This window comes from Shewanella sp. WXL01 (genome assembly GCF_012263345.1).
GTDB lineage: Bacteria > Pseudomonadota > Gammaproteobacteria > Enterobacterales > Shewanellaceae > Shewanella > Shewanella maritima.
On record NZ_JAAIKQ010000013.1, the window covers coordinates 15,661 to 37,237 of the forward strand.

The following is a 21,577-nucleotide window of genomic DNA, read 5'->3' on the forward strand; positions in this document are numbered from 1 at the left end:
TAATGTATCCCTCAAAATTCCATCTCTATGTGCGTTGTTAGGTTAGGACAAATGAACAAAATTATAATAACTATTTTAGCCGCAGCTGCCGCTGTGTTTGCGTATCAACAATTTGATACCAAGCAGGCAGAAATTAAGCGGCCTAAACCCATTCCTAATGTTGTTGTAGCCAACGCTAAAATGATGCAGGTTCGCGATGAAGTTGAGGCACTTGGCACTGCAAAAGCGTCCGAGTCTATTTCAGTTACCGCTAAGGTGAGTGAAGTAATCACTGCTTTAAATTTTGATGATGGCGATCTGGTCAAGCAAGGTCAGCTATTAGTGCAACTGCAAGATACTGAGCAACAGGCGAAAGTACGTGAGGCTAAAGTAGCGTTGCAAGAATATATGCGTGAGTTTGATCGTATTAGTTCACTGGTTTTAAGCAAGACAGTGGCTGAAACAGAGCGAGATAGCCTGCAGAGTAAAATCGATGCAGCAAGAGCGAGCTTAGATCAAGCGACGTCGAATGTGGCAGACAGGAAAATTGTTGCGCCTTTTTCTGGTCGTCTAGGTTTACGTAATGTGAGCCTAGGTAGCTTTGTGACTCCTTCAGAGCAAATTACAACGCTAGATGACGTGACTAAGATTAAGCTCGATTTTTCGGTGCCTGAGCGTTTTATTCAAGACTTACAGGAAGGTAAGCAAATCATTGCTGAAACAGTCGCATTTCCCGATAAAATCTTTAAAGGCACAGTGACCAGTATTGATAGTCGAATTAACCCAACCACACGCGCCGTAACGGTGCGCGCCATCGTACCAAATGACGACTACAAGTTAATTCCAGGTATGCTGATGAAGGTCAACTTAATCAAGCAAAGTCGTGAAGCTTTGCTGCTGCCAGAGTCTGCGATTATTCCTATACAGAATAAGCACTATGTTTATCTGGTAAATAACGAGAACAAAGTAGAGCGAGTAGCTGTGTCACTTGGTTTGCGCACTCGTGGGTGGGTAGAAATTATCGACGGTATCCAAGTGGGCGATCCTGTGATTATTCGCGGTATTTTAAAAGTGCGTCCTGGCGCTGAAGTGACCCCTGAAGAAGCTGAGCGTTTTCACTTTGCATTAAAAGGTAATGTGGAGAGCGCAGTATGATCCTCACTGATACCTCAGTTAAACGCCCGGTATTCGCTTCAGTTTTAAGTATCTTATTAATTATCATCGGTTTGGTTTCATTTCAGAAGCTGCCGCTGCGTGAATACCCAAACATCGACCCGCCGATAGTATCAATTGATACCAGCTATCGTGGAGCCAGTGCGTCTGTTGTAGAAAGTCGTATTACCCAGCTGGTGGAAGACAGGATTAGCGGCATTGAAGGTATTAAGCATATTAGCTCACAGAGCCGCGATGGTCGGTCATCTGTAACGCTGCAGTTTGATATTAGCCGTGATATTGAAGCGGCAACCAATGACGTGCGCGACCGAGTATCAAGCTTGCTTGATAACCTCCCAGATGAAGCTGAGCCGCCTGAAGTTCGCAAGGCTAACAGTGGTGATGAAGTGATCATGTGGCTTAATTTAGTGTCTAATCAAATGACCACACTTGAGCTCACTGACTATGCTAGACGGTACTTGGTTGACCGTTTTTCAGTCGTAGATGGCGTAGCAAATATTCGCTTAGGCGGTGGTAAAGTTTATGCGATGCGCATTTGGATTGACCGCCAAGCGTTGGCTTCTCGTAACCTTACTGTGATGGATGTCGAAAGCGCACTACGCTCAGAAAACGTCGAGTTACCCGCAGGTTCAGTTGAGTCTAAAGAACGCCACTTTACCGTTAGGGTTGATCGTAGCTTCTTAACCGAGAACGACTTTGAGAACTTGGTAATTACCCAAGGTGAAGACGGTTACCTGGTAAGACTAGGTGATGTTGCCAAAGTTGAAATCGGCTCAGAAGAAGATCGTATTATGTTTAGAGGTAACACTGAGGCCATGATTGGTCTCGGTGTGTCTAAGCAATCTACCGCTAATACCCTTGATGTTGCTCGCGCGGCTAACGTGCTTGTTAGCCAGATCAATCCGACCTTACCCGAGGGCATGGAGATTAAGCGCTCGTACGATAGTTCAGTATTTATTGAGGCATCTATTAATGAGGTTTATAACACGCTAATCATTGCGATGGTGCTGGTTATTGTGGTGATCTATTTGTTCTTAGGCAGCGTTCGCGCCATGCTAATCCCGGCGTTAACGGTGCCGGTTTCGTTGCTTGCAACCTTTATCGTGCTATATGCCCTTGGTTACACCATTAACCTGCTGACATTGTTGGCGATGATCCTCGCTATCGGCATGGTAGTGGATGATGCAATTGTAATGCTTGAAAACATTCACCGCAGAATTGAACTCGGTGATACACCACTTAAGGCTGCGTTTTTAGGCGCCCGAGAAGTCGCGTTCGCCGTTATCGCAACAACCTTAGTGTTGATATCGGTGTTTATGCCGATCACTTTCCTTGAGGGTGATTTAGGCAAACTGTTTAAAGAGTTCGCGGTAGCAATGAGCGCAGCGGTGATGTTTTCAAGTATTGTGGCGTTGACGCTGAGCCCTATGATGTGTTCAAAGCTACTCAAGAAAGAGCAAACACCTCCTTGGCTGGTGCGCCAAGTTGACAGCATCATGGCCAAGCTTAGTCAGGTATACCTAAAGTCGCTGAAAGCTGCGATTAATAAACCGCTGTTAGTTGTCATCATGGTTTTAGGCGCCTTTAGTTTAAGCGGGTATCTCCTTAAGCAAGTTCCTGAAGAGTTTGCACCTCAGGAAGACCGTGGTTCAATGTTCCTGTTCGTCAATGGGCCTCAAGGTGCAAGCTACGAGTACATTGAACAGTACATGGACGAAATTGAAGGACGGTTAATGCCTTTGGTTGAAGCCGGTGATATCAAACGCCTACTTATTCGCGCGCCGCGTGGATTTGGCACAGCTGCTAACTTCTCTAATGGTATGGCCATTATAGTGTTAGAAGACTGGAGCGTGCGCCGACCAGCACAAGAGATCATTGCCGATATCCGTGGTCGTATTAGTGATTTAGCTGGGGTGAGGGCGTTTCCAATCATGCGCCAAGCATTTGGTCGCGGTATCGGCAAACCTGTGCAATTCGTGCTTGGGGGGCCAAGTTATGAAGAGCTAGCCAGCTGGCGCGATATCATGATTGAAAAGGCAAAAGACAACCCTAAGCTCGTGGGTTTAGATCATGACTACAAAGAGACTAAGCCTCAGCTAAGAGTCGTCATTGATAAAGATCGTGCGGCTGATCTGGGAGTATCTATTTCACATATCGGTCGAACCTTAGAAACCATGTTAGGTTCCAAGCTGGTTACCACCTTTATGCGCGATGGTGAAGAATATGACGTGATAGTGGAAGGTAATCGTGATAATCAAAATACTGCCACAGACATGGAAAACATCTATGTGCGCTCAGATAGAACCAGCGAGCTTATTCCATTGTCAAACCTGGTGAGTATTGAAGAGTTTGCCGATGCTGAAACATTAAACCGCTACAACCGCATGCGTTCTATTACGCTAGAGGCCAATTTGGCTGATGGTTACACACTAGGTGAAGCGTTGAATTACTTGAACGACCTAGCGCATACGTATTTACCAGCCGAAGCGGATATCAGTTATAAAGGGCAATCACTTGATTACCAGGATTCTGGATCGTCAATGACCTTTGTATTTGCATTAGCGTTAGGTGTGGTATTTCTGGTTCTAGCAGCGCAGTTTGAGTCTTATATTCATCCTGCGATTATCATGCTGACAGTCCCGTTAGCGACACTTGGCGCGCTCATTGGTTTGTGGATCACCGATCAAAGTATCAATATCTATAGTCAAATTGGTATTATCATGCTCGTTGGTCTGGCAGCTAAAAACGGTATCTTGATTGTAGAGTTTGCCAATCAGCTTCGCGACAAAGGGGTTGAGTTTCAACAAGCGATTCTTGAAGCATCAAGCCAACGTTTACGCCCAATTCTAATGACAGGTATCACCACTGCAGCAGGTTCTATCCCTCTAGTGCTTTCTGAAGGCGCGGGCAGTGAAACACGCTTTGTGATTGGTGTTGTTGTGTTGTCAGGAATTTTATTGGCAACCTTCTTTACCTTGCTGGTTATTCCAGTGACATATAGCTTATTCGCAAGAAACAGCAGCTCGCCACAAGCAGTTGCAAATCAGCTGGAGAAAGAGCTACAACAATAAAACTGACTAATTAAAAGTTACTTGCAGCGAACAAAAAATGGCTAGTCAGACGACTAGCCATTTTTATTAGTAGATATATTAATACGTATCACGAAACAAGGCAGCGGTTCATGGCTGCCGCATGTTGATTGATTATCAGTCATGCACTAAGGGTTAACGAACTTTGATTGCGCAAGACGCCGTAAAATCATCCCCTATAGTTACGTTAGTGGCTCCGCTTTAGCATCCCTGCTAAAGAGGCTTGCTTACTCAAAGCTTATTAATCCCATAAGAAAATGCGTGGTAAAAGTTCATGATCTCGCTCTGGGCGTTGGTTTGCCTTACATAATAGTACGGCTAACTTTCATGAGTTTTTACTAAGCAGCTACAGGTCGCTGTTGCCAATAATTTGCCTTGTTCATCTTTTAACGTGGCATGGGATATTGCTAAAGATTTAGATAAATTCTGCAGTTCACCTTGGGCGAAAATGAGCTTACCTTTTGGAACAGGGCGCACCATTTTTACTTGCAAATCTATGGTGGCATAGCTTTGATTGTCAGCTAATGCACTGTGCACAGCGCATGCTGTTGCTGAATCAAGCACTGTGGCAGCAAAACCGCCATGTACACCGCCCATTGGGTTTAAATGGCGCTCATCAGCAGTGGCCTCAAACACCACCATGCCGGTCTTTACTTTTACTAAAGCCATGGGCAAGGTTTGGCTCATTGTCGGTGGCGGTATCTTTCCTGCCATCATGGCTTGCATTGCTTGTAATCCGGTCATACTAGTTTCCTTCGAATCTTGCTCTATTAACTTAAATTGATTTATTTTTAGTTGTTCATTGGGTTTAGCTTCAAGCAAATAAAAAGGGTAAAGCGTTAACTTTACCCTTGAATGTGTGCATTAAAGCGAGCTTTGATTAAGCAGCTTGCTCAGTCGATGTTAGCTTTACTTCATTCGCTTTTAGCGCATCTGAGTCAAAGTCATCAACGTTGATCGTCTTCATGCGGCCAATCTCGGCACGTTGCAGTAATTCAATTTCAGCTTCGCTTAGTACACCTAGCGCTTTGCCTTCTTCAGCAACTTTATCTAACCACATAAATGGCAGACGTTTACCGGCTGCTTTACAAACTTTGTCGTATAGTGGCTCTGCAGCCAGGATGTCCTTAAAGGTTTGCTCTTGAACACCAACAGCATTGTTTTCAACTGCAGCCCAGTATTGACCTTCACCAATACGATCGCGAGTAGCAGAAGGTGTTTGTAAAATCTTAGCAACTTTATGATCTAGGATATCGCTAGGACGCTTAACAGGGCGACCAAATGGCAACATAACAAAGCGCAGTACTTTACCTAATCCCATTGGGAAGTTGTCCAGTAGGTCATCTAACGAGTCTTGTAGTTTATACAGACCATCTTCACATGCCCATTGAACTAGTGGTAAGTCTTCTTTAATACGACCTTCGTCTTCATAACGCTTAAGCGTTGCAGATACTAGGTATAACTGACTTAGTAAATCGCCTAAACGTGCGGAGATACGCTCTTTACGCTTAAGGTTACCACCAAGTGTCGCCATCGCTAAGTCAGACAGCAGTGCTAGGTTGGCACTAAAACGGTTCATGTGCTGATAGTAACGCTTAGTCTTATCTGAATATGGCGAGTTAGATAGGCGAGCACTGGTTAAGCCTAACCAGAAGCTGCGGATAAAGTTAGATGTTGCGAATCCGATATGACCAAAGATTGCTGAATCGAAGTTAGCTAAACCGCGAGCTGCGTCTTTATCAAATGCAGATTCCATTTCAGCAAGTACATATGGGTGACAACGAATCGCACCTTGACCATAGATGATCATTGAGCGAGTCAAAATGTTCGCACCTTCAACTGTAATTGCAATCGGAGCAGCTTGGTAGCCACGGCCAAGATAGTTGCTAGGGCCAAGACAAACACCTTTACCACCGTGAATATCCATTGCATCAATCACACATTTTTGCATGCGATCGGTTAAGTGATACTTAACGATTGCTGAAATTACTGATGGTTTTTCGCCAAGGTCGATACCTGTAGTTGTTAGGCTGGTCACTGCATCCATAAGGTAAGCATTACCACCGATGCGCGCCATTGGCTCTTCAATACCTTCAAGTTTACCAATTGGTAATTTGAACTGACGGCGAATGCGTGAGTATGCACCTGTAGCCAATGCAGCAGTTTTTACGCCACCAGCAGAGTTAGATGGAAGGGTAATACCACGACCGACTGATAGACATTCAACTAGCATTCTCCAACCTTGGCCTGCCATTTCTGGCCCACCAATGATGAAGCTTAATGGAACGAATACTTCGTTACCGCGAGTAGGGCCGTTTTGGAACATACAGTTAAGTGGAAAGTGACGACGGCCAGTTTCAACGCCAGGAATGTCAGTTGGGATAAGAGCACAGGTAATGCCTAAATCTTCTTCGCCTCCAAGTAATCCTTCTGGATCGCGAAGTTTAAATGCAAGACCTAGTACGGTCGCAACTGGCGCAAGGGTAATGTATCGCTTGTTCCAGGTTAGTTTCATACCAAGCACTTCTTCGCCTTGGAACTCACCTTTACATACCACACCGAAATCTGGGATAGCGCCAGCATCACTACCAGCTTCTGGGCTAGTAAGGGCAAAACAAGGTACTTCTAAACCTTTGGCTAGACGAGGTAAGTAGTGGTCTTGTTGCTCTGGGGTACCATAGTGTTGTAATAGCTCACCAGGACCTAATGAGTTAGGTACACCTACGGTTGAAGCAAGCTCACTGCTTACACCAGCAAGCTTTTGTAGCACGCGAGATTGTGCGTAAGCTGAATATTCTAAGCCACCGTATTTCTTCTTGATGATCATGGCGAAGAAGCCATTATCTTTTAGGTACTGCCAAATGTCAGCAGGTAAGTCTGCTAGCTCGTGTGACACCTGGTGCTGGTTAAGCATGGCGCAGACTTCTTCAACAGGGCCATCTAAGAAAGCTTGTTCTTCAGCAGTTAGGCGTGCTTTAGGATAGTTGTGGAGTTTTTGCCAGTTAGGGTTACCAGCAAAAAGATCGGCTTCCCACCAAGTAGTACCAGCTTCAATGGCTTCTTTTTCAGTCGAAGACATTTCAGGCATGATGCCGCGGTACACTTTAAGTAAAGGGCGACTAATAACATTTTGACGGAATGATTTGATGTTAAGCGGCAGTGCAATAACAAGAAACACAATCCAAGCTAAGTTATGAACGATATCTAACGCACTACCTGCAGCCATAACAATTGCCGCAGCAATTGTTGTAGTAAGTAGCGATACCCTCAGGTATGCCATGGCACCAAGTACTGCGATCATTCCGATGATCCATAGTAGGGTGGTCACTTTACTTCTCCTTAAATACCCAATTTAAGATTGGGAAGACTTTTTGAATGATTATTGTCACAAGTCGCTAATGAGGTCAGACCTGTATCACATAAAATTAAACCTAAGTGTGATCGAATACAAGTAATTTTCAAACAATTGTTTAAATTTTTGTTTGGTTTGATTATTTATCCTATTAAACCAAAGAGGTAAAATGTCAGCAGAATAGGCTTTTGCGACAAGTTTTTAAGGTGAAAAAATGTGCGAATTATTAGCCATGAGCGCTAACGTTCCGACTGATATTGTGTTTAGTTTTACTGGATTAGCCGAGCGCGGTGGCGTGACAGGACCTCATATTGATGGTTGGGGGATTACCTTTTATGAAGGTAAAGGCAGCCGCACGTTTAAAGATGCTAAACCTAGCAGTGAGTCGCATATAGCGCAGTTGATCAAATCATACCCGATCAAAAGTGAAACCGTCGTTAGCCATATCCGTCAGGCGAATCGTGGTGGCGTTTCGCTAGAAAATACCCATCCTTTTACCCGCGAATTGTGGGGGCGTTACTGGACTTATGCGCATAATGGCCAGTTAAGTAACTATGAAGAAAAGTTCGTCACAAGGCGATTTAAAGCCGTCGGTGATACCGACAGTGAACAAGCGTTTTGTTGGATAATGGATAAAGTGGTGCATCGCTTTGGCGATGTTGCGCCGCAGAGTATGAGCGATGTGTTTGCCTATATCGCGACACTTGCTGATGAGATTCGCGAGCTTGGTGTATTTAATATGATACTCAGTGATGGCAATGACTTAATGTTTTATTGCAGTAACAACTTAAGTTACATCACCCGTAAAGCACCATTTGGTAAAGCCAAATTGATTGATACTGATGTGGTTATTGATTTCAAAAAAGAAACTACGCCAAATGACGTGGTAACTGTAATTGCTACAAGACCGCTTACCGACAACGAAGACTGGTACATACTCAAGCCTGGTGAGTGGAAAGTGTTCCGCAAAGGCATCCTAATGTTCGGTAGCGAGTCGCTTTAGCTCTTCTAATTCACTTGTGTCGTTTTCCTGTTGCATCCATTCCAATGCCTTTTTGGTTTGTTCAGGATCACTACCATCAATTATCGCAGTGGTCATTGGTGGTAGCGGCGCATCAAATTGATAGCTCGCAAGCTGGATGTCTAATTGTTTACTTCCTTTTGAGAAATGGCTCAAGCGCACAGGTAAGTAGGCTAAATCTTTGGCCATCCAGAAAAAGGTTTGTCTCTTGCTGCTGTCGCGTACAACTTCGATTTTGACCGTGTCGTATGTGCCGCTATCTAGCGTAACCATCTCATTGGCTACAACACGAAAAGAGTAGTCGTCTACTTCCATGTCCTTAACCATTTTAAAAGCAAGTGGCCTTTTATTCGCTGCTAAGTCCATTCTAAATTGCAGCTGCACCATTAAAGGATCAAAAAGCTCTTCTTTGTAATCAAGCTTGGTTGCGTCAGACTTATATATGGTATGAACATATTGCTCGTTCTTTAAGAACAAGGTTTGTTCTTCATAGTCACTACCTGTGCCTGTACGTTCGTGTGAGTAGCGATAAGGTGTGAGTCGGCCGTCTTCAACTAGAAACTCGCTCTCAATTTTACGCTCGTCAGACAGCATCAGCAGTCCAACTTCACTATCGAAGTGATACTTATAATAATTAGAATCCGATTTTGGTAGCCTATAGTGTGCATCGCCAAGTTCGAAACTACCATAGAACACCTTGTAGCTGGCTGTATGTGGCGTTAATGGCGACATGATTGCCGCACGAGCAACTTTGGTGAACGCGATGTGCTGCGCTGGTGCTGTCTCAACCTGACCCGATTGCTCTATTGGGCTAGCGCCTTGCTCTGTATGAACTGCGGATTCAATGGCTTGTGAATTAGCTAGTGCGAGCGAGCTCACAAGGCTAAGTGTTAAAGCGCTAAGCGAAAATCTATGAATCAAAGTTAAGTACCTATTTATGAAGTCAACATATCAACCGATTTAGTCACCTAAGTTAGTTCCCTAAAGTAGTCATCTAAAACGGCAGACTGAGTACTAGCGTCGCCATATCGGGTTTCCACAAGTATTCAGATAATGAAATCTTACCAGTGTTTACTGTGACTCCGTCAAGCCTTAATAGTTCGACTTGAACTGCGAAGGTGCTTGATTGCTTATTTATTGAAATCTTGCCCTGGCTATTTATCACTCTATGCCAGGGCAAATTGAGGTGTGAAGGTGCTTGTTTAAGTGCTTTAGATACAAGACGTGCACGACCGGGCAATCCCGCGTAGTCCGCGACGAGCCCGTAGGTTAACACTTTTCCCGCGGGGATCAGTGACACTATGTATTGAATACGCTCGATAGATGTGAGCTCTGCTGTTGGTTGCAAGGTTAGTGGCATCAATTAAATTTCGTTAATCGAGCATAACAAACACCACTTGCGTTGACGAGCCGGTTAGTTTTAACCCAAACGCGTGAACTCCGAGATTGCTAAATAATTAGATAGATGCAGGCAAATTGGCTATAAGCGCCAGCAAGAACGAACAAGTGCCAAATTGCATGGTTATAAGGAATGCGTTTATTAACGTAGAAGATGACGCCTAAGCTATAAAACATGCCGCCAAGTAATAACAAGCTAAACTCTGCCACACTGAGCGCGTTATAGAGTTGACCCATTACCAATAAGCACAACCAACCCATAATTAAGTACAAGGTCACGCTAAATGCTTTAAAACGCCCAATAAACAGGGTTTTAAATACTATGCCACCTGCAGTAAGTAGCCAGATGGCTAGCAACACCCAATAACCTGACTCACTTGATAGGGCAATCAGCATAAGTGGGGTATACGTACCTGCAATTAAGGTATAAATGGCGCAGTGATCTGCCATTTTGAAGCGTTTTTGCCACAACTCACTTTTGCTTGAGTGATAAAGGGTTGAGGCGAGAAACAAGCAGATGAGCGATAAACCGTAAGTGATAATGCCAGCAATTTGTATCGAGTTTAAATCTGCAGGTTTAAGTAGCATAGCAACAAGCGCAAATACGCCCAGCACCACGCCTAAGCCGTGGGTGAGTGCATTTAAGCGTTCTTCTTTATCACTGTATTGCGAATGCGCCGGCGGATAATAACCGACGATTGTTGACTGCTTGACTGACATTGATATTCGCTTGAAATCTTTTTGGTTGGACCAGTGTAACAGCATCAAAAAAACAAATCTACAGCTAACATGTGTTAGCTGAATTTTGCTTTGTTAGAATTAGGTCTATCAGATCTGGTTGTTTAACTTGTATCCACGGTTGTTTAAACGTTCCCAAACAACCCCCTCCTTTAAATGCTTCCTTACGTGAATCATTACCTTGGTTGCTTTAAATTGAACTATTAACAAATAATTAACTCTATAGATTGCCAATAGTGTTAAGCCATTTATTTAAAAGATAGCTCATCTATGTACCCAAAACGTTCAGTCCCATCGAATATTCATGAGCACAACTTAGGCCGTTTTGATGTCGTTCTAGACTCAAGGCTCGATGTGAATGTTAGCCTGAACATGGACGAGCTAAGCTATGAGTTGGAAATTAACTGGCCTTGTGAGTGCGATGAACAAGTCGATGTTTTTGGTATGGATATAACAGCAAGGGTGCAGAGCTCTGATAATGCTACTGATAACGCCGAAACATCACAGGTTCTATTTGCTAATGAGTACTCAGGATGCGAATTTATAGCGAGTAAGGAACATGAATTAAAGCGGCCTTCAACTGATGCAAGGCTAGGGGATTGGCATCGCTCGATAAAGCCTTGTTATCAAGTGTTAACGATATCGCTACTTGCACATGTCTTGCTTTTTGTTAGCTTACAAATGCTAAATCAACATCAAGTCGATCAAAAAGTTGACTACTTCGTTGCCAACCAGCAACGTAATGATGATTTTATTAAGCTAACACGTGTTAGCTTAATGTCTGCAGCCGATCTTGCGCTGTTGAATAACAATAATAAAATTCGGCAACCATTAGATCCTGCACCTTTGCCCGCATCTGCTGAATCTGAAGCACCATCTTTTGAAGTACAACCCTCTACAAGATCAGGCTTGCCTAAAGCTAATCACCAGCAGAAACAAGGCGATAAAGTGAGAGATAAGTACGCGCGCTCAGATCTACAAACACAGCAACAAGAACAGCAACTGAAAGAGCTACATGCTCAGAACGCAGTACAGAAAAGCATCAACCATGAACAAAAGCCTTCAAAGTTACCTAAAGCTAGCCAAGTTTTGATGATGAATAAGAACCCTGCTTCCAATATGCCGAAGGCTAAGACGCTTTCACCTAAGTTGTTTGATTCGATTGCATCTACACACGCTAAGGCGGCGTATGGTGAGGTAATCGATAATGCTGCCCGATCGTTAAACACGCAAAGCCTAATGGATAAATGGGCTAACAACTCGCAAAAGTTAAACGCAATTACCCCTCAGCCAAACCAGGTGGTCGAGGCAGTGCTACCTGAGGCTCACGATGTAGATTATCACACCTATGATCATCAATTTGATCCCATGCGAGTGGTGCGCAAGGGAGATTACTGTTATCGAGAGGTAGATTTAGCGACTCAAATTAACCCTCACCAAAAGGGATTAGGTTTCGCTAAATTTTGTGGAGAAGATGAGCAAAAGAAACAGTTAGAACTGTCGTTAGAAAAGCGGATTTCGCTGATTAAAAACAAAAGCACCGCGAACTAAGGTTAGCGGTACTTGTTAGACTTTTTAGAGTGAGTGCAAATTCTAAATTGACGCCAAAATTAACCAGGTAAAAACTTAATCAGCTGCTTATGAGCTATCTGTTTCTTCGCTTAAACCTATTGGCCAAAGGTAGCCAAAATAGCCCAATTGCGATGCCTACAAATAATCCGACAAAGTGTGACTCTGTCGCTACTCTAGCCTCAATCAAGCTCGACATGCCTTGAAGCGAGCCAAAATACTGCTCGTACATGACTTTCATGATTACACCAATCAATAATAAATAGCCAGAGCGAAAACCTTTACGCACATCCATAATGGCACCAAAGGCAAACAAGCCGTGAAGAATGCCACTCAAACCGACAAAACCATTTAAATCGGGATAAAGGAAAAACAGCCCAACGCCTTCAAACAAACACAAGCTAAAAATCAATAACACTAACTTTTCAACGTGATGCTTGTAATGGATCTCGTGTAAAAACACGATGATCCACAAGCCTGCGAGATTCATCAGTAAGTGCCACAAATTGGTATGCAGAAAATTACCCGTGACTAAACGCCAAACCTGCCAAAATTCAATTTTGTCGCGGCGATAGGCCAGGGTGTTACTGACATCAAAGCCAAAATTTGCGATATCCATAGCGAATAGCACAATACATATCAAACTGGTCAATATAAGAACATGATATGGGCTAGCGCCTTTATCGCCTAACATAGTTTTTATTCCTTACATCCTTGATATTGTTAAGTATAGCTTAGAAATAACGTTAGCTAGTCGGTCTAAAGTTGACTCTTTTGCTTACTATTTAAACGCTCCATTACTTGTTCACGGTTATCTTTGTACTCTTCAATACCGCGCGTACGCAAGTGGCAAGCAGGGCAATCACCGCATCCATAGCCTTTAATACCGTTATAGCAGGTGAGAGTTTCGTGCTCGACCAATTCGAGTTGGCCATACTTATCTGCTAACGCCCAGGTTTCTGCTTTATCAAGCCACATTAACGGCGTGTCAATGGTTATTGGCTTGTCCATACCCAGTGCAAGGCTTGACTGCATTGATTGAATAAACTCATTGCGGCAATCAGGGTAGCCTGAAAAGTCGGTTTCACACACGCCAGTGATAATGACATCACAACCTAATTGGTAAGCGTAAATACCGGCCAAGGTTAAAAATAAAATATTACGCCCAGGTACGAACGTATTAGGCAGCCCGTTGTTCATCACTTCATTTGATACAGGAATGGCATCTCGTGTTAGCGCAGATGCGGCAAGTTCGTTTAGTAAGCCAACATCCATTACCTTGTGCGAGGCCAAATTTAGCTTGTTTGCGAGTTCTTTAGCGATCTCGATTTCTTGGCGGTGACGTTGACCATAATCAAATGTAATGCCATGTACTTGGTCATACTTAGCTAATGCTTGAATTAGACATGTCGTAGAGTCCTGGCCACCACTGAATACGACCAACGCTGAGTTAACTGATTTGCTCATGATTTACTTACCTAATTAAACTTGTTACCAAGTTTATATTAGTTTGATGCTGAATCCTAAGCAGACTATGCGATTGGGCTAAATTTTACCGATACACTGATTTAAATAGCCCGAAAACTTGCACCTAGTTACGCTTTACACTATAACTGCCCACCCAACAACGCGATTAAACAATTTGAGTAGTAGCATGACGCAATATCCAGTGAATGAAGTCTTTGAAACGATCCAAGGTGAGGGCATGTTTACCGGTGTGCCAGCACTGTTTGTTCGTCTACAAGGGTGTCCAGTGGGATGCGCATGGTGCGACACCAAACATACTTGGGAGCTTGAAGAAAACAACAAAGTCGAACCTGCTCAGGTAATTCAAGTTGATGGCGTAATCGGGCGTTGGAGTGAGCTATCAGCTCAAGACTTAATTGATGCGTTTATTGCAAAGGGCTTTACCGCAAAGCATGTAGTCATCACTGGTGGCGAGCCATGTATGTACGACTTAACTGATCTTACAACTGCACTTAATGCAGCAGGGTACCAAACTCAGATAGAAACGAGTGGTACGTTTGAAGTTAAGTGTCACATTGATACCTGGGTGACGGTATCACCGAAAGTGAACATGAAAGGTGGCATGGAAGTGCTTGAGCAAGCACTAATTAGAGCGAACGAAATTAAACACCCGGTTGCCACAGATAAACACATTGACGAGCTAGACCAATTATTAGCGCCAATCAATATTGAAGGCAAAACCATTTGCTTACAGCCGATTAGCCAAAAGCCGCGTGCAACTGAGCTTGCAATGGCAACGTGTATTGCACGAAATTGGCGCTTGTCAGTACAGACCCACAAGTATCTAAATATTGATTAGTTAGCTCGGAGTTAATTCTCGCTGTATTAACTCAGGTTTTCAACTTGTGCCTAATTGAACCAAGCAGCAATAAAAAAGCCATTCGTATGAATGGCTTTTTTAGTGTTGAAACAATGGTTTTATATCAAGTATTATAAAATAATGGCTTTGCAGCTTAGATATTATTGCCTAGGTACTACTGGCAGCTATCTTCAATCAAGCCTGATTCATCAAACTTATTCAATACTTGCTGGAAGTGCTTAAAGCAGCCGATATTGTCTGCTATCCAGCTGTCATTGTAATAGGTATCTAGGTAACGCTCGCCAGAATCACACAGCAGGGTAACGATAGAACCTGTTTCGCCTTTTTCTTGCATTTGGCTTGCTAGTGTCAACGCGCCATAAAGGTTTGTTCCTGTCGATGCGCCTGTTTTACGGCCTATTAGCTTTTCTAGCCATTGGATGGTGGCAATTGACGCCGCATCCGGGATTTTCATCATGGTATCTACGACGCCAGGAATAAATGATGGCTCAACCCGTGGGCGACCAATACCTTCAATTCTGCTGCCTTTGTCACCGGTAATCGTTACATCACCCGTTTGGTAATAGTCGTAAAAGACAGAATTTTCCGGGTCTACTACACATAGTTGGCTGTTTAGCTGTTGGTAGCGAATATAGCGTCCAATTGTTGCCGATGTGCCGCCTGTGCCAGGGCTCATTACCACCCATTTAGGAATAGGGTTTGGCTCACGTTTCATTTGGTTAAAAATCGAGTCGGCAATATTGTTGTTACCACGCCAGTCAGTTGCTCGTTCGGCATAAGTAAACTGATCCATATAGTGTCCATTTAGCTCTGCTGCTAGGCGCTCTGATTCGGCATAAATTTGGTCACCTGTATCAACAAAATGGCACTTGCCACCATAAAACTCAATTTGCTCAATCTTTTTCTTCGCGGTCGACTTTGGCATCACAGCAATAAACGGTAAACCTAATAGGCGAGAAAAGTAAGCTTCTGATACAGCAGTGCTGCCTGACGAAGATTCAATAATAGTGGTGCCTTGTTTAATTTTACCGTTACACAGGGCGTACAAAAAAAGTGAGCGTGCTAAACGATGTTTTAAGCTACCAGTTGGGTGGGTGCTTTCATCTTTAAGGTAGATATCAATACCCTTTAGTTGCGGCAAATCTAGCTTAATTAAATGAGTGTCGGCTGAGCGTTGATAATCAGCTTCAATTTTTGCAATAGCACTGTTGATCCAAGAGGTAGACATAATAAGCTCGGTTAGTTATTGATGCCTAGAGCATAAACAACACTGCGCAGCGAACCAAGCTTTGGTTTGCAATGAGTATTCAATTGACGGAATAAAGGGCGTAAATGTTAATTCACATCACCTAGGCTTAATGACTTAATCATAATTTATGATACAAGGTAACATTTATGTGGCGGGTAAATGTGGTTTAGCGGTTTCGCTTGGAATTAAGACAACCGTGTCAAGCGCAGCACAGAGCAGTTGAACTACTGGGATTTGCAAGTTACTAATGAAGTCAGAATGTTTATTGAGGGTAAAAAAGAAAAGTGGTGGAGGGAGAAGGATTCGAACCTTCGAAGGCTGAGCCGTCAGATTTACAGTCTGATCCCTTTGGCCACTCGGGAACCCCTCCACTGAACTAATAAGCAAGACACTTACTAGTGTTGTTTATAAACTATTAGCCACAATAGTTATTGTAAGTGATCATAGCACCGATAAATGGTGGAGGGAGAAGGATTCGAACCTTCGAAGGCTGAGCCGTCAGATTTACAGTCTGATCCCTTTGGCCACTCGGGAACCCCTCCACGAACGGTCTATTTATCACTTGCGCAAAATGGTGGAGGGAGAAGGATTCGAACCTTCGAAGGCTGAGCCGTCAGATTTACAGTCTGATCCCTTTGGCCACTCGGGAACCCCTCCTCAATTTGCGGACGCCATAGTAGTCACAATGGGTCAGCATGTAAAGTCAAAAAATCAAAAAAAACCTCAAGTATTGGCTCGTTTGGTCGATTATCTATCAATAGATGCAATAGATGATGTTTTTATATGCAAATTGAGTCAGCTTTAGTCAACGAATTACAATTAGGCACGCGCTTAAATCAAGATATTCACCAAAACCAACGTGGTGACTTTGGCTTGATATTAGCGATGCTGTCTGTTGACGCACGCGACATGGCTCAATTTGAACTAGAAAAACATCTGTCGCTCGATCAAAAGTTAGCCAAGGAACTGCAATTACCGCCAAAGCAACCTTTACTGCATGACCTTTCACAGCAATCTGATGTTGTCGATCATGCCCATGTGTTCCAGCAACAAGGGCAAAGCCAATTTAATCTATCGCAAGCACTATTACCTGAACCCCAAGTGATAAGAGGTGAAAACGATTTAGACATGCAGCTGTGCTTGTCCAATTGTAGCCACTTAACGCAACTTAAGCATAAAGGGCAGCAGAATAGTGCACTGGGGAATGGAGCAGAGGTTAATTTAGCTGCAATTAACTATGTCAGTGAGATTGAGCAGCAACGTACGATGGCTAAATGCATACAGGTAGCCGCATAGCAGCTTAGTATTAAGCTTGATTTGTGAAGCACTTAGCGATATCAAGTTCGATTCTTAGTTATGATTAACCTTTAGTTGATTAAAGAGGTTCATATGGTTAAGAAAATTATTGAGCAGCAAGGTAATGTAAATGATAGCTGCCCGGAGTGCGGTAGCTTTGTCGATATCGGTGCAGTCATCGACGAGCACGATTGTGTACTTACTATTAAAAGTAGTAGCGATAAAATTCAGGAGCTAGAGCAAATAGTAGAGAAAGCTAAACAGAGATTTAGCAATGTAGAGGTAAATTATACTCATACGGGTGATGGCGAGTCGGTAGATATCGTGTTTGATGTAGCCGCAGAGAAGATGATTTTTCAATTGGAGAATCAACTGTAACTAGCGAAGTTACATTTATTAACATGTACTTAGTGGTTACAAATTGCGCCTAGCGTTAGTGTTATGTTATCTTGGTGTCATAAAAAAGTATTACAAAACGCGCTATTTTACCGTTAATAATTTCTCCCTACGTGCAAACATTAGTCGTCGTCTCTAAGAAGTTTGTCAGAGACAGGATGTAAAGCATGTTGTTTTCGGGATACCAATGAATCGACAAGAACATCAGCACTTGTTGGAATTAATTGTAAATTCCAGTGCTAAACAGCAAGGTAACTTTGCTCTTACCGCTGAATTAGTCTGTCAGCAACTACGGGAGTATTGCCAGGTAACACAAGTCTTTGTGTGGCTGTTTGATCAACCCGTAGTTAATAGCTCCATTTTAGAGCAGCCAAAACGTAGTGAACAAAACTACTATCAACTTGTGGCACATGCCCATGGTGATAGCGATTTGTTCAATGACTACGCAAGTCATCGTAAACTCGCGCGTACTAACCAAGAGTATGTCGACGAATTACGCTTGCATCGTTACATCCAAACAGACGATGCGCAAAATCATCCGTTACTCACCCAGTTATCAAGCTATTATCAGGCAGCCAATATTGTCTCTGTGCTCGATGTTGCAATTCGTATTAATGGCCATATTGAAGGCATATTGTCGATCGAGCACATTGCAGCTAAGCAATGGCCAATCGATGATCTGCAATTTATTATTCAGTGTGCGGATCAATTAGCACTTACCCTTGCCACTCGATATTCCTATGATAAATCCGAGCGAATAAACCTGCTTCGTAGTGCAGTAGAGCACTCTGAGCATGTGGTGATGGTGGTGAGCTTAGAAAACGGTGTGATTGAGTATGTCAATCGAGCTCATGAAGAAATGAGCGGTTTGAAGCGCGAGCAGGTACTCAAAAGTACCGTGATGCAATTAGATGTGTTTCGCAACAACTTGCAGCTGCTAGATCTTATGCTCAACAAGCTCAAACATGGTCAGACTGTAAAAGGTGATACCCAATTGATTAGGCGTGATGGTAAGCCACAATCTGTGCATTATCACGTATCACCATTTAATACTGAATTAGGCAACTTGTATGCACTGGTGAATTGTTATGATAATTCTACAGAGCTTGAGCATAAAGCTGATCTTGAGCGACTTGCCTGGCAATGTGGTTTAACCGGGCTACACAATCGCGCCTACTTTAAAAACCAGTTAGCTAATGCCAACAATGGCTATTTGCTAGTCATTGACCTAATTGGCTTTAAGCGCTTTAACGATACCAATGGACATGAAGTGGGTGACAAGCTGCTCGTTGAAATCGCCCGCCGCTTAAAACACTTTGCCAGTGCCAATAACGCTATTGATGCCGCTCGTATCGGTAGTGATGAATTTGCGATTATCTTGCCTGTACAAGAAAGTCCGCAATATGCCGAGTTTCTGTTTACTAAACTCTATGATTCTTTATTGCTGCCTTCGGTTATTGCGAGACAAAAAATTGAGCCTAAAGCAGCTGTGGCTGTGGTGGATTTAACCATTGTCGTTGGCAGTCATGCTCCACTAAGTTGTGCTGATATTGCGCTGCAATACGCAAAACGTAAATCTACAAAACATATTCAGTACTTCAATCAGGAATTGTTGAGTCAATACGACAATAACATTGAAATCGAACGTGACTTAAAAGCAGCAATTCGTGGACGTCAGTTTGAGCTTTATTATCAGCCACTCAAAGACCTACAGCAGGGTGGTTACATCGGTGCTGAAGCGTTGATCCGTTGGAATCATCCGCGCAAAGGTGTGGTTTATCCAGGCTCATTTATCGATATCGCTGAGCAATCAGGCCAGATCAATGCCATTGGTGAGTGGGTACTCGAAGCCGCCTGTAAACAGCTAAATTTATGGCAACATACAAATGTCGATATTCGTATGCACGTGAATGTTGCTGCGCGCCAGTTTTTTAGTGACAACCTATACGAGCAAGTATGGACCTTGCTGACTCGTTATCGGATTAAACCTCACACGCTAATTTTAGAAATTACCGAAACTGAGCTAATGGGAGATGTGCGCTATGCAACCATGCTATGCCATCAGTTAACAGAGCTTGGTGTTGGACTCGCGATTGATGACTTTGGTACTGGTTACAGCTCGATGAAGTACCTCAAACAGTTCCCGATCACTAAGCTTAAAATCGATCGCTCATTCATTATGGACATCAACCATAACTACGAGAGCAGAGAGATTGTGAGTGCGATTATCGCTATGGCTAAGGCGTTAAATTTATCACTCACTGCAGAAGGGATTGAAACGCCAGAACAACAACAGTTCCTCGTTGATAATGGCTGTGATCATGCCCAGGGCTATTTATACAGTAAACCTGTACGTGAAAATGAATTTAGGCAGTTCTTAAGCCAGGTCAATGACAATGTCATAGCCCCTAGTGAGCCGTTAAGTAATATGGCTGTGATGGCGTCAATATAGTTTATCTAGACTGAATGCTGTGAAGTTACGCCGCTGATAGTTTGGTGCTTATAGCGGCGCTTTTTTAGTGGTGTTGATTTAGCCGAGATTTTGCCTCTGACTCTAAGTTAAAGCGTTAAGGCACAACACTTCTTGAATTTCTTGCCGCTATTGCAAATACACATGTCGTTGCGTTTAGGTAACTTTGCTTCAAATTGCTCGCCCCTAGTATACAGCCAGATACCATCACGCTTTATAAAGTCTGAGCACTCATAAATCGCATCAAAGCCGCAGTCAATTTGATACCAGGCTTTAAAAGTGACCTTGGCAGTATCTGCGCGCTCAATTGCTGATTCAACTTGCAAACCAACCCAGTTTGCTGGGTTTTCAGAAAGTTGCTCTTTTGTTAGCCCGCTAGCAAATTCGCTGGCATGGGTATCTATTAAATATTGATATTCAGCTTTGACAAAGGCGCAATAGCGCGAGCGCATAAGTTTTTCTGCGGTTTCAGCGACGCGTTGTTTTAAGTGTAATGGTTGGCAGCAATCTTGGTAATTGTGATTACTGCCACAAGGACATAAAGACATGATAAAGACTCAATACATTTGATAATAGGCTAGGGCAAACCGACTTTGAACGTCTATTTATAGTTGGTATTGATTAGTGTTGCTCATTGGCATTTGCCGCCTGATCTTCATCTTTGTATTGATCTTGGCGCGGTGTCGGTGTTTCGTCTTGTTTATAAGATTGTTGCTCAATAAACTGACGACCAAAATACAAGTTTGCCGCGGGTTTGGCATTGTAATACAAATCGGCTTGCGATCGCGTATTAGCATCAACCGCTAAATACCAATTGCCACTTTCATCAAGTTCGTAATTATTGATAAATTTGCCCGCAAATTCGCTAACTGGCTCACCAGACTCTTTTGCTGGATGGAAACGCACGATGTAATAGCCGACATCAATGGCACTTTGAGGACGTAGGCGTCGCTCGATGACTCTAAAATCCACTTCGAGCGTGGCTTTCTTGCGAGTGATTTTGTCGAAAAAGCTCTGGTATAGCTTCAAGATCTTCGACTTGCCTTGCACTATCTCATCGTTTCGGCTTTCAGAAATAAATACCGCATCATTGGCGTAGATGGAAGTGAGTGATTTGGTATCAAGTTGCTCGAACGCACTTTGAAACTCACTGAGCTTTGTGTTCAGCTGTGAATTGATGTCTTGCTGCACGTCTGCAATTTCTTTTGCAATAGCTAAGTGACTGAAACTCGAAAACATCAAAGTGACGATGACAATAAGTTGGAACGGTTGAATGATAGCCATTCAGATTAAACTCTCTTATATTTTGTTTGCGAAGCCGATAATTATTAGGGTACATATTATGTTGATAACTTAAGTACGACTGGCCATGCGTTGGCAAGACCGTTGTATTAAGTTAGCAACCTAGAGGGTTAACATTTAGTTGTTAACAGGCTATCGCTTGATGGGTAAAACTATAAAGTAAAAGTGCTGCCCACCATAGCTCAGAATGTTTACAAA

General features: G+C 43.2%; 18 protein-coding genes and 3 tRNA genes. 8 read left to right on the plus strand and 13 right to left on the minus strand.

What is annotated here, in order from left to right; genetic code table 11:
- Window positions 1–51 precede the first annotated feature (51 nt).
- Together G3R49_RS18635 and G3R49_RS18640 are read left to right on the plus strand one after the other, a co-directional pair.
- Entirely contained in the window at window positions 52–1,134 is a 1,083-nt protein-coding gene (locus G3R49_RS18635; RefSeq protein ID WP_130603049.1) for an efflux RND transporter periplasmic adaptor subunit, read from the plus strand.
- Entirely contained in the window at window positions 1,131–4,223 is a 3,093-nt protein-coding gene (locus tag G3R49_RS18640) for an efflux RND transporter permease subunit (RefSeq protein WP_167870668.1), read from the plus strand. The genes G3R49_RS18635 and G3R49_RS18640 overlap by 4 nt, the downstream gene beginning before the upstream one ends.
- Window positions 4,224–4,559: 336 nt before the next feature.
- On the opposite strand, the gene G3R49_RS18645 is transcribed toward G3R49_RS18640, so the two are convergent.
- Both G3R49_RS18645 and fadE read right to left on the minus strand, forming a co-directional pair.
- Window positions 4,560–4,985: a PaaI family thioesterase gene (locus G3R49_RS18645; RefSeq protein WP_167870669.1), complete on the minus strand. Its 426-nt coding sequence runs from the start codon at window positions 4,983–4,985 to the stop codon at window positions 4,560–4,562.
- 136 nt (window positions 4,986–5,121) lie between these two features.
- Window positions 5,122–7,569, minus strand: a complete 2,448-nt coding sequence (gene fadE, locus G3R49_RS18650; RefSeq protein ID WP_167870670.1) for an acyl-CoA dehydrogenase FadE — start codon at window positions 7,567–7,569, stop codon at window positions 5,122–5,124.
- A gap of 238 nt (window positions 7,570–7,807) precedes the next feature.
- Between fadE and G3R49_RS18655 the strand changes: the two genes are divergently transcribed.
- Window positions 7,808–8,596, plus strand: coding sequence for a class II glutamine amidotransferase (locus tag G3R49_RS18655; RefSeq protein ID WP_130603055.1), 789 nt, complete (start codon window positions 7,808–7,810; stop codon window positions 8,594–8,596).
- Here the strand turns inward: G3R49_RS18655 and G3R49_RS18660 are convergent.
- From G3R49_RS18660 to G3R49_RS18670, 3 genes are all read right to left on the minus strand, one after another.
- The gene (locus tag G3R49_RS18660; protein ID WP_245335411.1) at window positions 8,570–9,535 is read right to left on the minus strand and encodes a DUF3108 domain-containing protein; all 966 of its coding nucleotides are present in this window, start codon (window positions 9,533–9,535) and stop codon (window positions 8,570–8,572) included. The genes G3R49_RS18655 and G3R49_RS18660 overlap by 27 nt on opposite strands.
- Window positions 9,536–9,608: 73 nt before the next feature.
- Window positions 9,609–9,974 (minus strand): MGMT family protein, encoded by a 366-nt coding sequence (locus G3R49_RS18665; RefSeq protein WP_167870671.1) that lies wholly within the window; start codon window positions 9,972–9,974, stop codon window positions 9,609–9,611.
- Between the two features lie 89 nt (window positions 9,975–10,063).
- A complete protein-coding gene (locus tag G3R49_RS18670; protein WP_167870672.1) occupies window positions 10,064–10,732 on the minus strand; it encodes a hemolysin III family protein in 669 nt (222 codons plus the stop codon).
- A gap of 288 nt (window positions 10,733–11,020) precedes the next feature.
- On the opposite strand from G3R49_RS18670, the gene G3R49_RS18675 reads away from it, so the two are divergent.
- Window positions 11,021–12,301 (plus strand): hypothetical protein, encoded by a 1,281-nt coding sequence (locus G3R49_RS18675; RefSeq protein WP_167870673.1) that lies wholly within the window; start codon window positions 11,021–11,023, stop codon window positions 12,299–12,301.
- Between the two features lie 94 nt (window positions 12,302–12,395).
- Here the strand turns inward: G3R49_RS18675 and rrtA are convergent, their stop codons facing one another.
- Both rrtA and queC read right to left on the minus strand, forming a co-directional pair.
- Complete coding sequence (gene rrtA / locus G3R49_RS18680) at window positions 12,396–13,013, minus strand: rhombosortase (RefSeq protein WP_130603061.1); 618 nt, start codon at window positions 13,011–13,013, stop codon at window positions 12,396–12,398.
- A 65-nt stretch (window positions 13,014–13,078) separates the two neighbouring features.
- On the minus strand, window positions 13,079–13,789 hold the full coding sequence (gene queC, locus G3R49_RS18685) for a 7-cyano-7-deazaguanine synthase QueC (protein WP_242620436.1): 711 nt from the start codon (window positions 13,787–13,789) through the stop codon (window positions 13,079–13,081).
- 184 nt (window positions 13,790–13,973) lie between these two features.
- On the opposite strand from queC, the gene queE reads away from it, so the two are divergent.
- A complete protein-coding gene (gene queE, locus G3R49_RS18690) occupies window positions 13,974–14,645 on the plus strand; it encodes a 7-carboxy-7-deazaguanine synthase QueE (RefSeq protein WP_167870674.1) in 672 nt (223 codons plus the stop codon).
- Between the two features lie 175 nt (window positions 14,646–14,820).
- Here the strand turns inward: queE and G3R49_RS18695 are convergent, their stop codons facing one another.
- The 4 genes from G3R49_RS18695 to G3R49_RS18710 form a co-directional block, all read right to left on the minus strand.
- Window positions 14,821–15,894 (minus strand): PLP-dependent cysteine synthase family protein, encoded by a 1,074-nt coding sequence (locus G3R49_RS18695; protein ID WP_167870675.1) that lies wholly within the window; start codon window positions 15,892–15,894, stop codon window positions 14,821–14,823.
- A 306-nt stretch (window positions 15,895–16,200) separates the two neighbouring features.
- A tRNA-Tyr gene (locus tag G3R49_RS18700) sits at window positions 16,201–16,285 on the minus strand.
- A gap of 87 nt (window positions 16,286–16,372) precedes the next feature.
- Window positions 16,373–16,457 (minus strand) — tRNA-Tyr (locus G3R49_RS18705).
- A 30-nt stretch (window positions 16,458–16,487) separates the two neighbouring features.
- Window positions 16,488–16,572: transfer RNA gene (locus tag G3R49_RS18710), tRNA-Tyr, on the minus strand.
- Window positions 16,573–16,698: 126 nt separating this feature from the next.
- Between G3R49_RS18710 and G3R49_RS18715 the strand changes: the two genes are divergently transcribed.
- From G3R49_RS18715 to G3R49_RS18725, 3 genes are all read left to right on the plus strand, one after another.
- The gene (locus G3R49_RS18715; RefSeq protein WP_167870676.1) at window positions 16,699–17,211 is read left to right on the plus strand and encodes a VC2046/SO_2500 family protein; all 513 of its coding nucleotides are present in this window, start codon (window positions 16,699–16,701) and stop codon (window positions 17,209–17,211) included.
- Window positions 17,212–17,304: 93 nt separating this feature from the next.
- Window positions 17,305–17,589 carry a DUF406 family protein gene (locus G3R49_RS18720; RefSeq protein WP_130603071.1) on the plus strand — a complete coding sequence of 95 codons (285 nt, stop codon included), beginning with the start codon at window positions 17,305–17,307 and terminating at the stop codon, window positions 17,587–17,589.
- Window positions 17,590–17,794: 205 nt separating this feature from the next.
- Window positions 17,795–20,059: a bifunctional diguanylate cyclase/phosphodiesterase gene (locus G3R49_RS18725; protein WP_167870677.1), complete on the plus strand. Its 2,265-nt coding sequence runs from the start codon at window positions 17,795–17,797 to the stop codon at window positions 20,057–20,059.
- A 107-nt stretch (window positions 20,060–20,166) separates the two neighbouring features.
- On the opposite strand, the gene G3R49_RS18730 is transcribed toward G3R49_RS18725, so the two are convergent.
- Complete coding sequence (locus G3R49_RS18730; RefSeq protein ID WP_167870678.1) at window positions 20,167–20,625, minus strand: YchJ family protein; 459 nt, start codon at window positions 20,623–20,625, stop codon at window positions 20,167–20,169.
- A 73-nt stretch (window positions 20,626–20,698) separates the two neighbouring features.
- Entirely contained in the window at window positions 20,699–21,361 is a 663-nt protein-coding gene (locus tag G3R49_RS18735) for a DUF4440 domain-containing protein (RefSeq protein ID WP_242620275.1), read from the minus strand.
- Window positions 21,362–21,577 lie beyond the last annotated feature (216 nt).

Bases quoted from the DNA above. Each gene is read 5' to 3' on its own strand.
- G3R49_RS18635 (WP_130603049.1), top strand. From the start codon at position 52: ATGAACAAAATTATAATAACTATTTTAGCCGCAGCTGCCGCTGTGTTT.
- G3R49_RS18640 (WP_167870668.1), top strand. From the start codon at position 1,131: ATGATCCTCACTGATACCTCAGTTAAACGCCCGGTATTCGCTTCAGTT.
- G3R49_RS18645 (WP_167870669.1), bottom strand. From the start codon at position 4,985: ATGACCGGATTACAAGCAATGCAAGCCATGATGGCAGGAAAGATACCG.
- G3R49_RS18655 (WP_130603055.1), top strand. From the start codon at position 7,808: ATGTGCGAATTATTAGCCATGAGCGCTAACGTTCCGACTGATATTGTG.
- G3R49_RS18665 (WP_167870671.1), bottom strand. From the start codon at position 9,974: ATGCCACTAACCTTGCAACCAACAGCAGAGCTCACATCTATCGAGCGT.
- G3R49_RS18670 (WP_167870672.1), bottom strand. From the start codon at position 10,732: ATGTCAGTCAAGCAGTCAACAATCGTCGGTTATTATCCGCCGGCGCAT.
- G3R49_RS18675 (WP_167870673.1), top strand. From the start codon at position 11,021: ATGTACCCAAAACGTTCAGTCCCATCGAATATTCATGAGCACAACTTA.
- rrtA (WP_130603061.1), bottom strand. From the start codon at position 13,013: ATGTTAGGCGATAAAGGCGCTAGCCCATATCATGTTCTTATATTGACC.
- queE (WP_167870674.1), top strand. From the start codon at position 13,974: ATGACGCAATATCCAGTGAATGAAGTCTTTGAAACGATCCAAGGTGAG.
- G3R49_RS18695 (WP_167870675.1), bottom strand. From the start codon at position 15,894: ATGTCTACCTCTTGGATCAACAGTGCTATTGCAAAAATTGAAGCTGAT.
- G3R49_RS18715 (WP_167870676.1), top strand. From the start codon at position 16,699: ATGCAAATTGAGTCAGCTTTAGTCAACGAATTACAATTAGGCACGCGC.
- G3R49_RS18720 (WP_130603071.1), top strand. From the start codon at position 17,305: ATGGTTAAGAAAATTATTGAGCAGCAAGGTAATGTAAATGATAGCTGC.
- G3R49_RS18725 (WP_167870677.1), top strand. From the start codon at position 17,795: ATGAATCGACAAGAACATCAGCACTTGTTGGAATTAATTGTAAATTCC.
- G3R49_RS18730 (WP_167870678.1), bottom strand. From the start codon at position 20,625: ATGTCTTTATGTCCTTGTGGCAGTAATCACAATTACCAAGATTGCTGC.
- G3R49_RS18735 (WP_242620275.1), bottom strand. From the start codon at position 21,361: ATGGCTATCATTCAACCGTTCCAACTTATTGTCATCGTCACTTTGATG.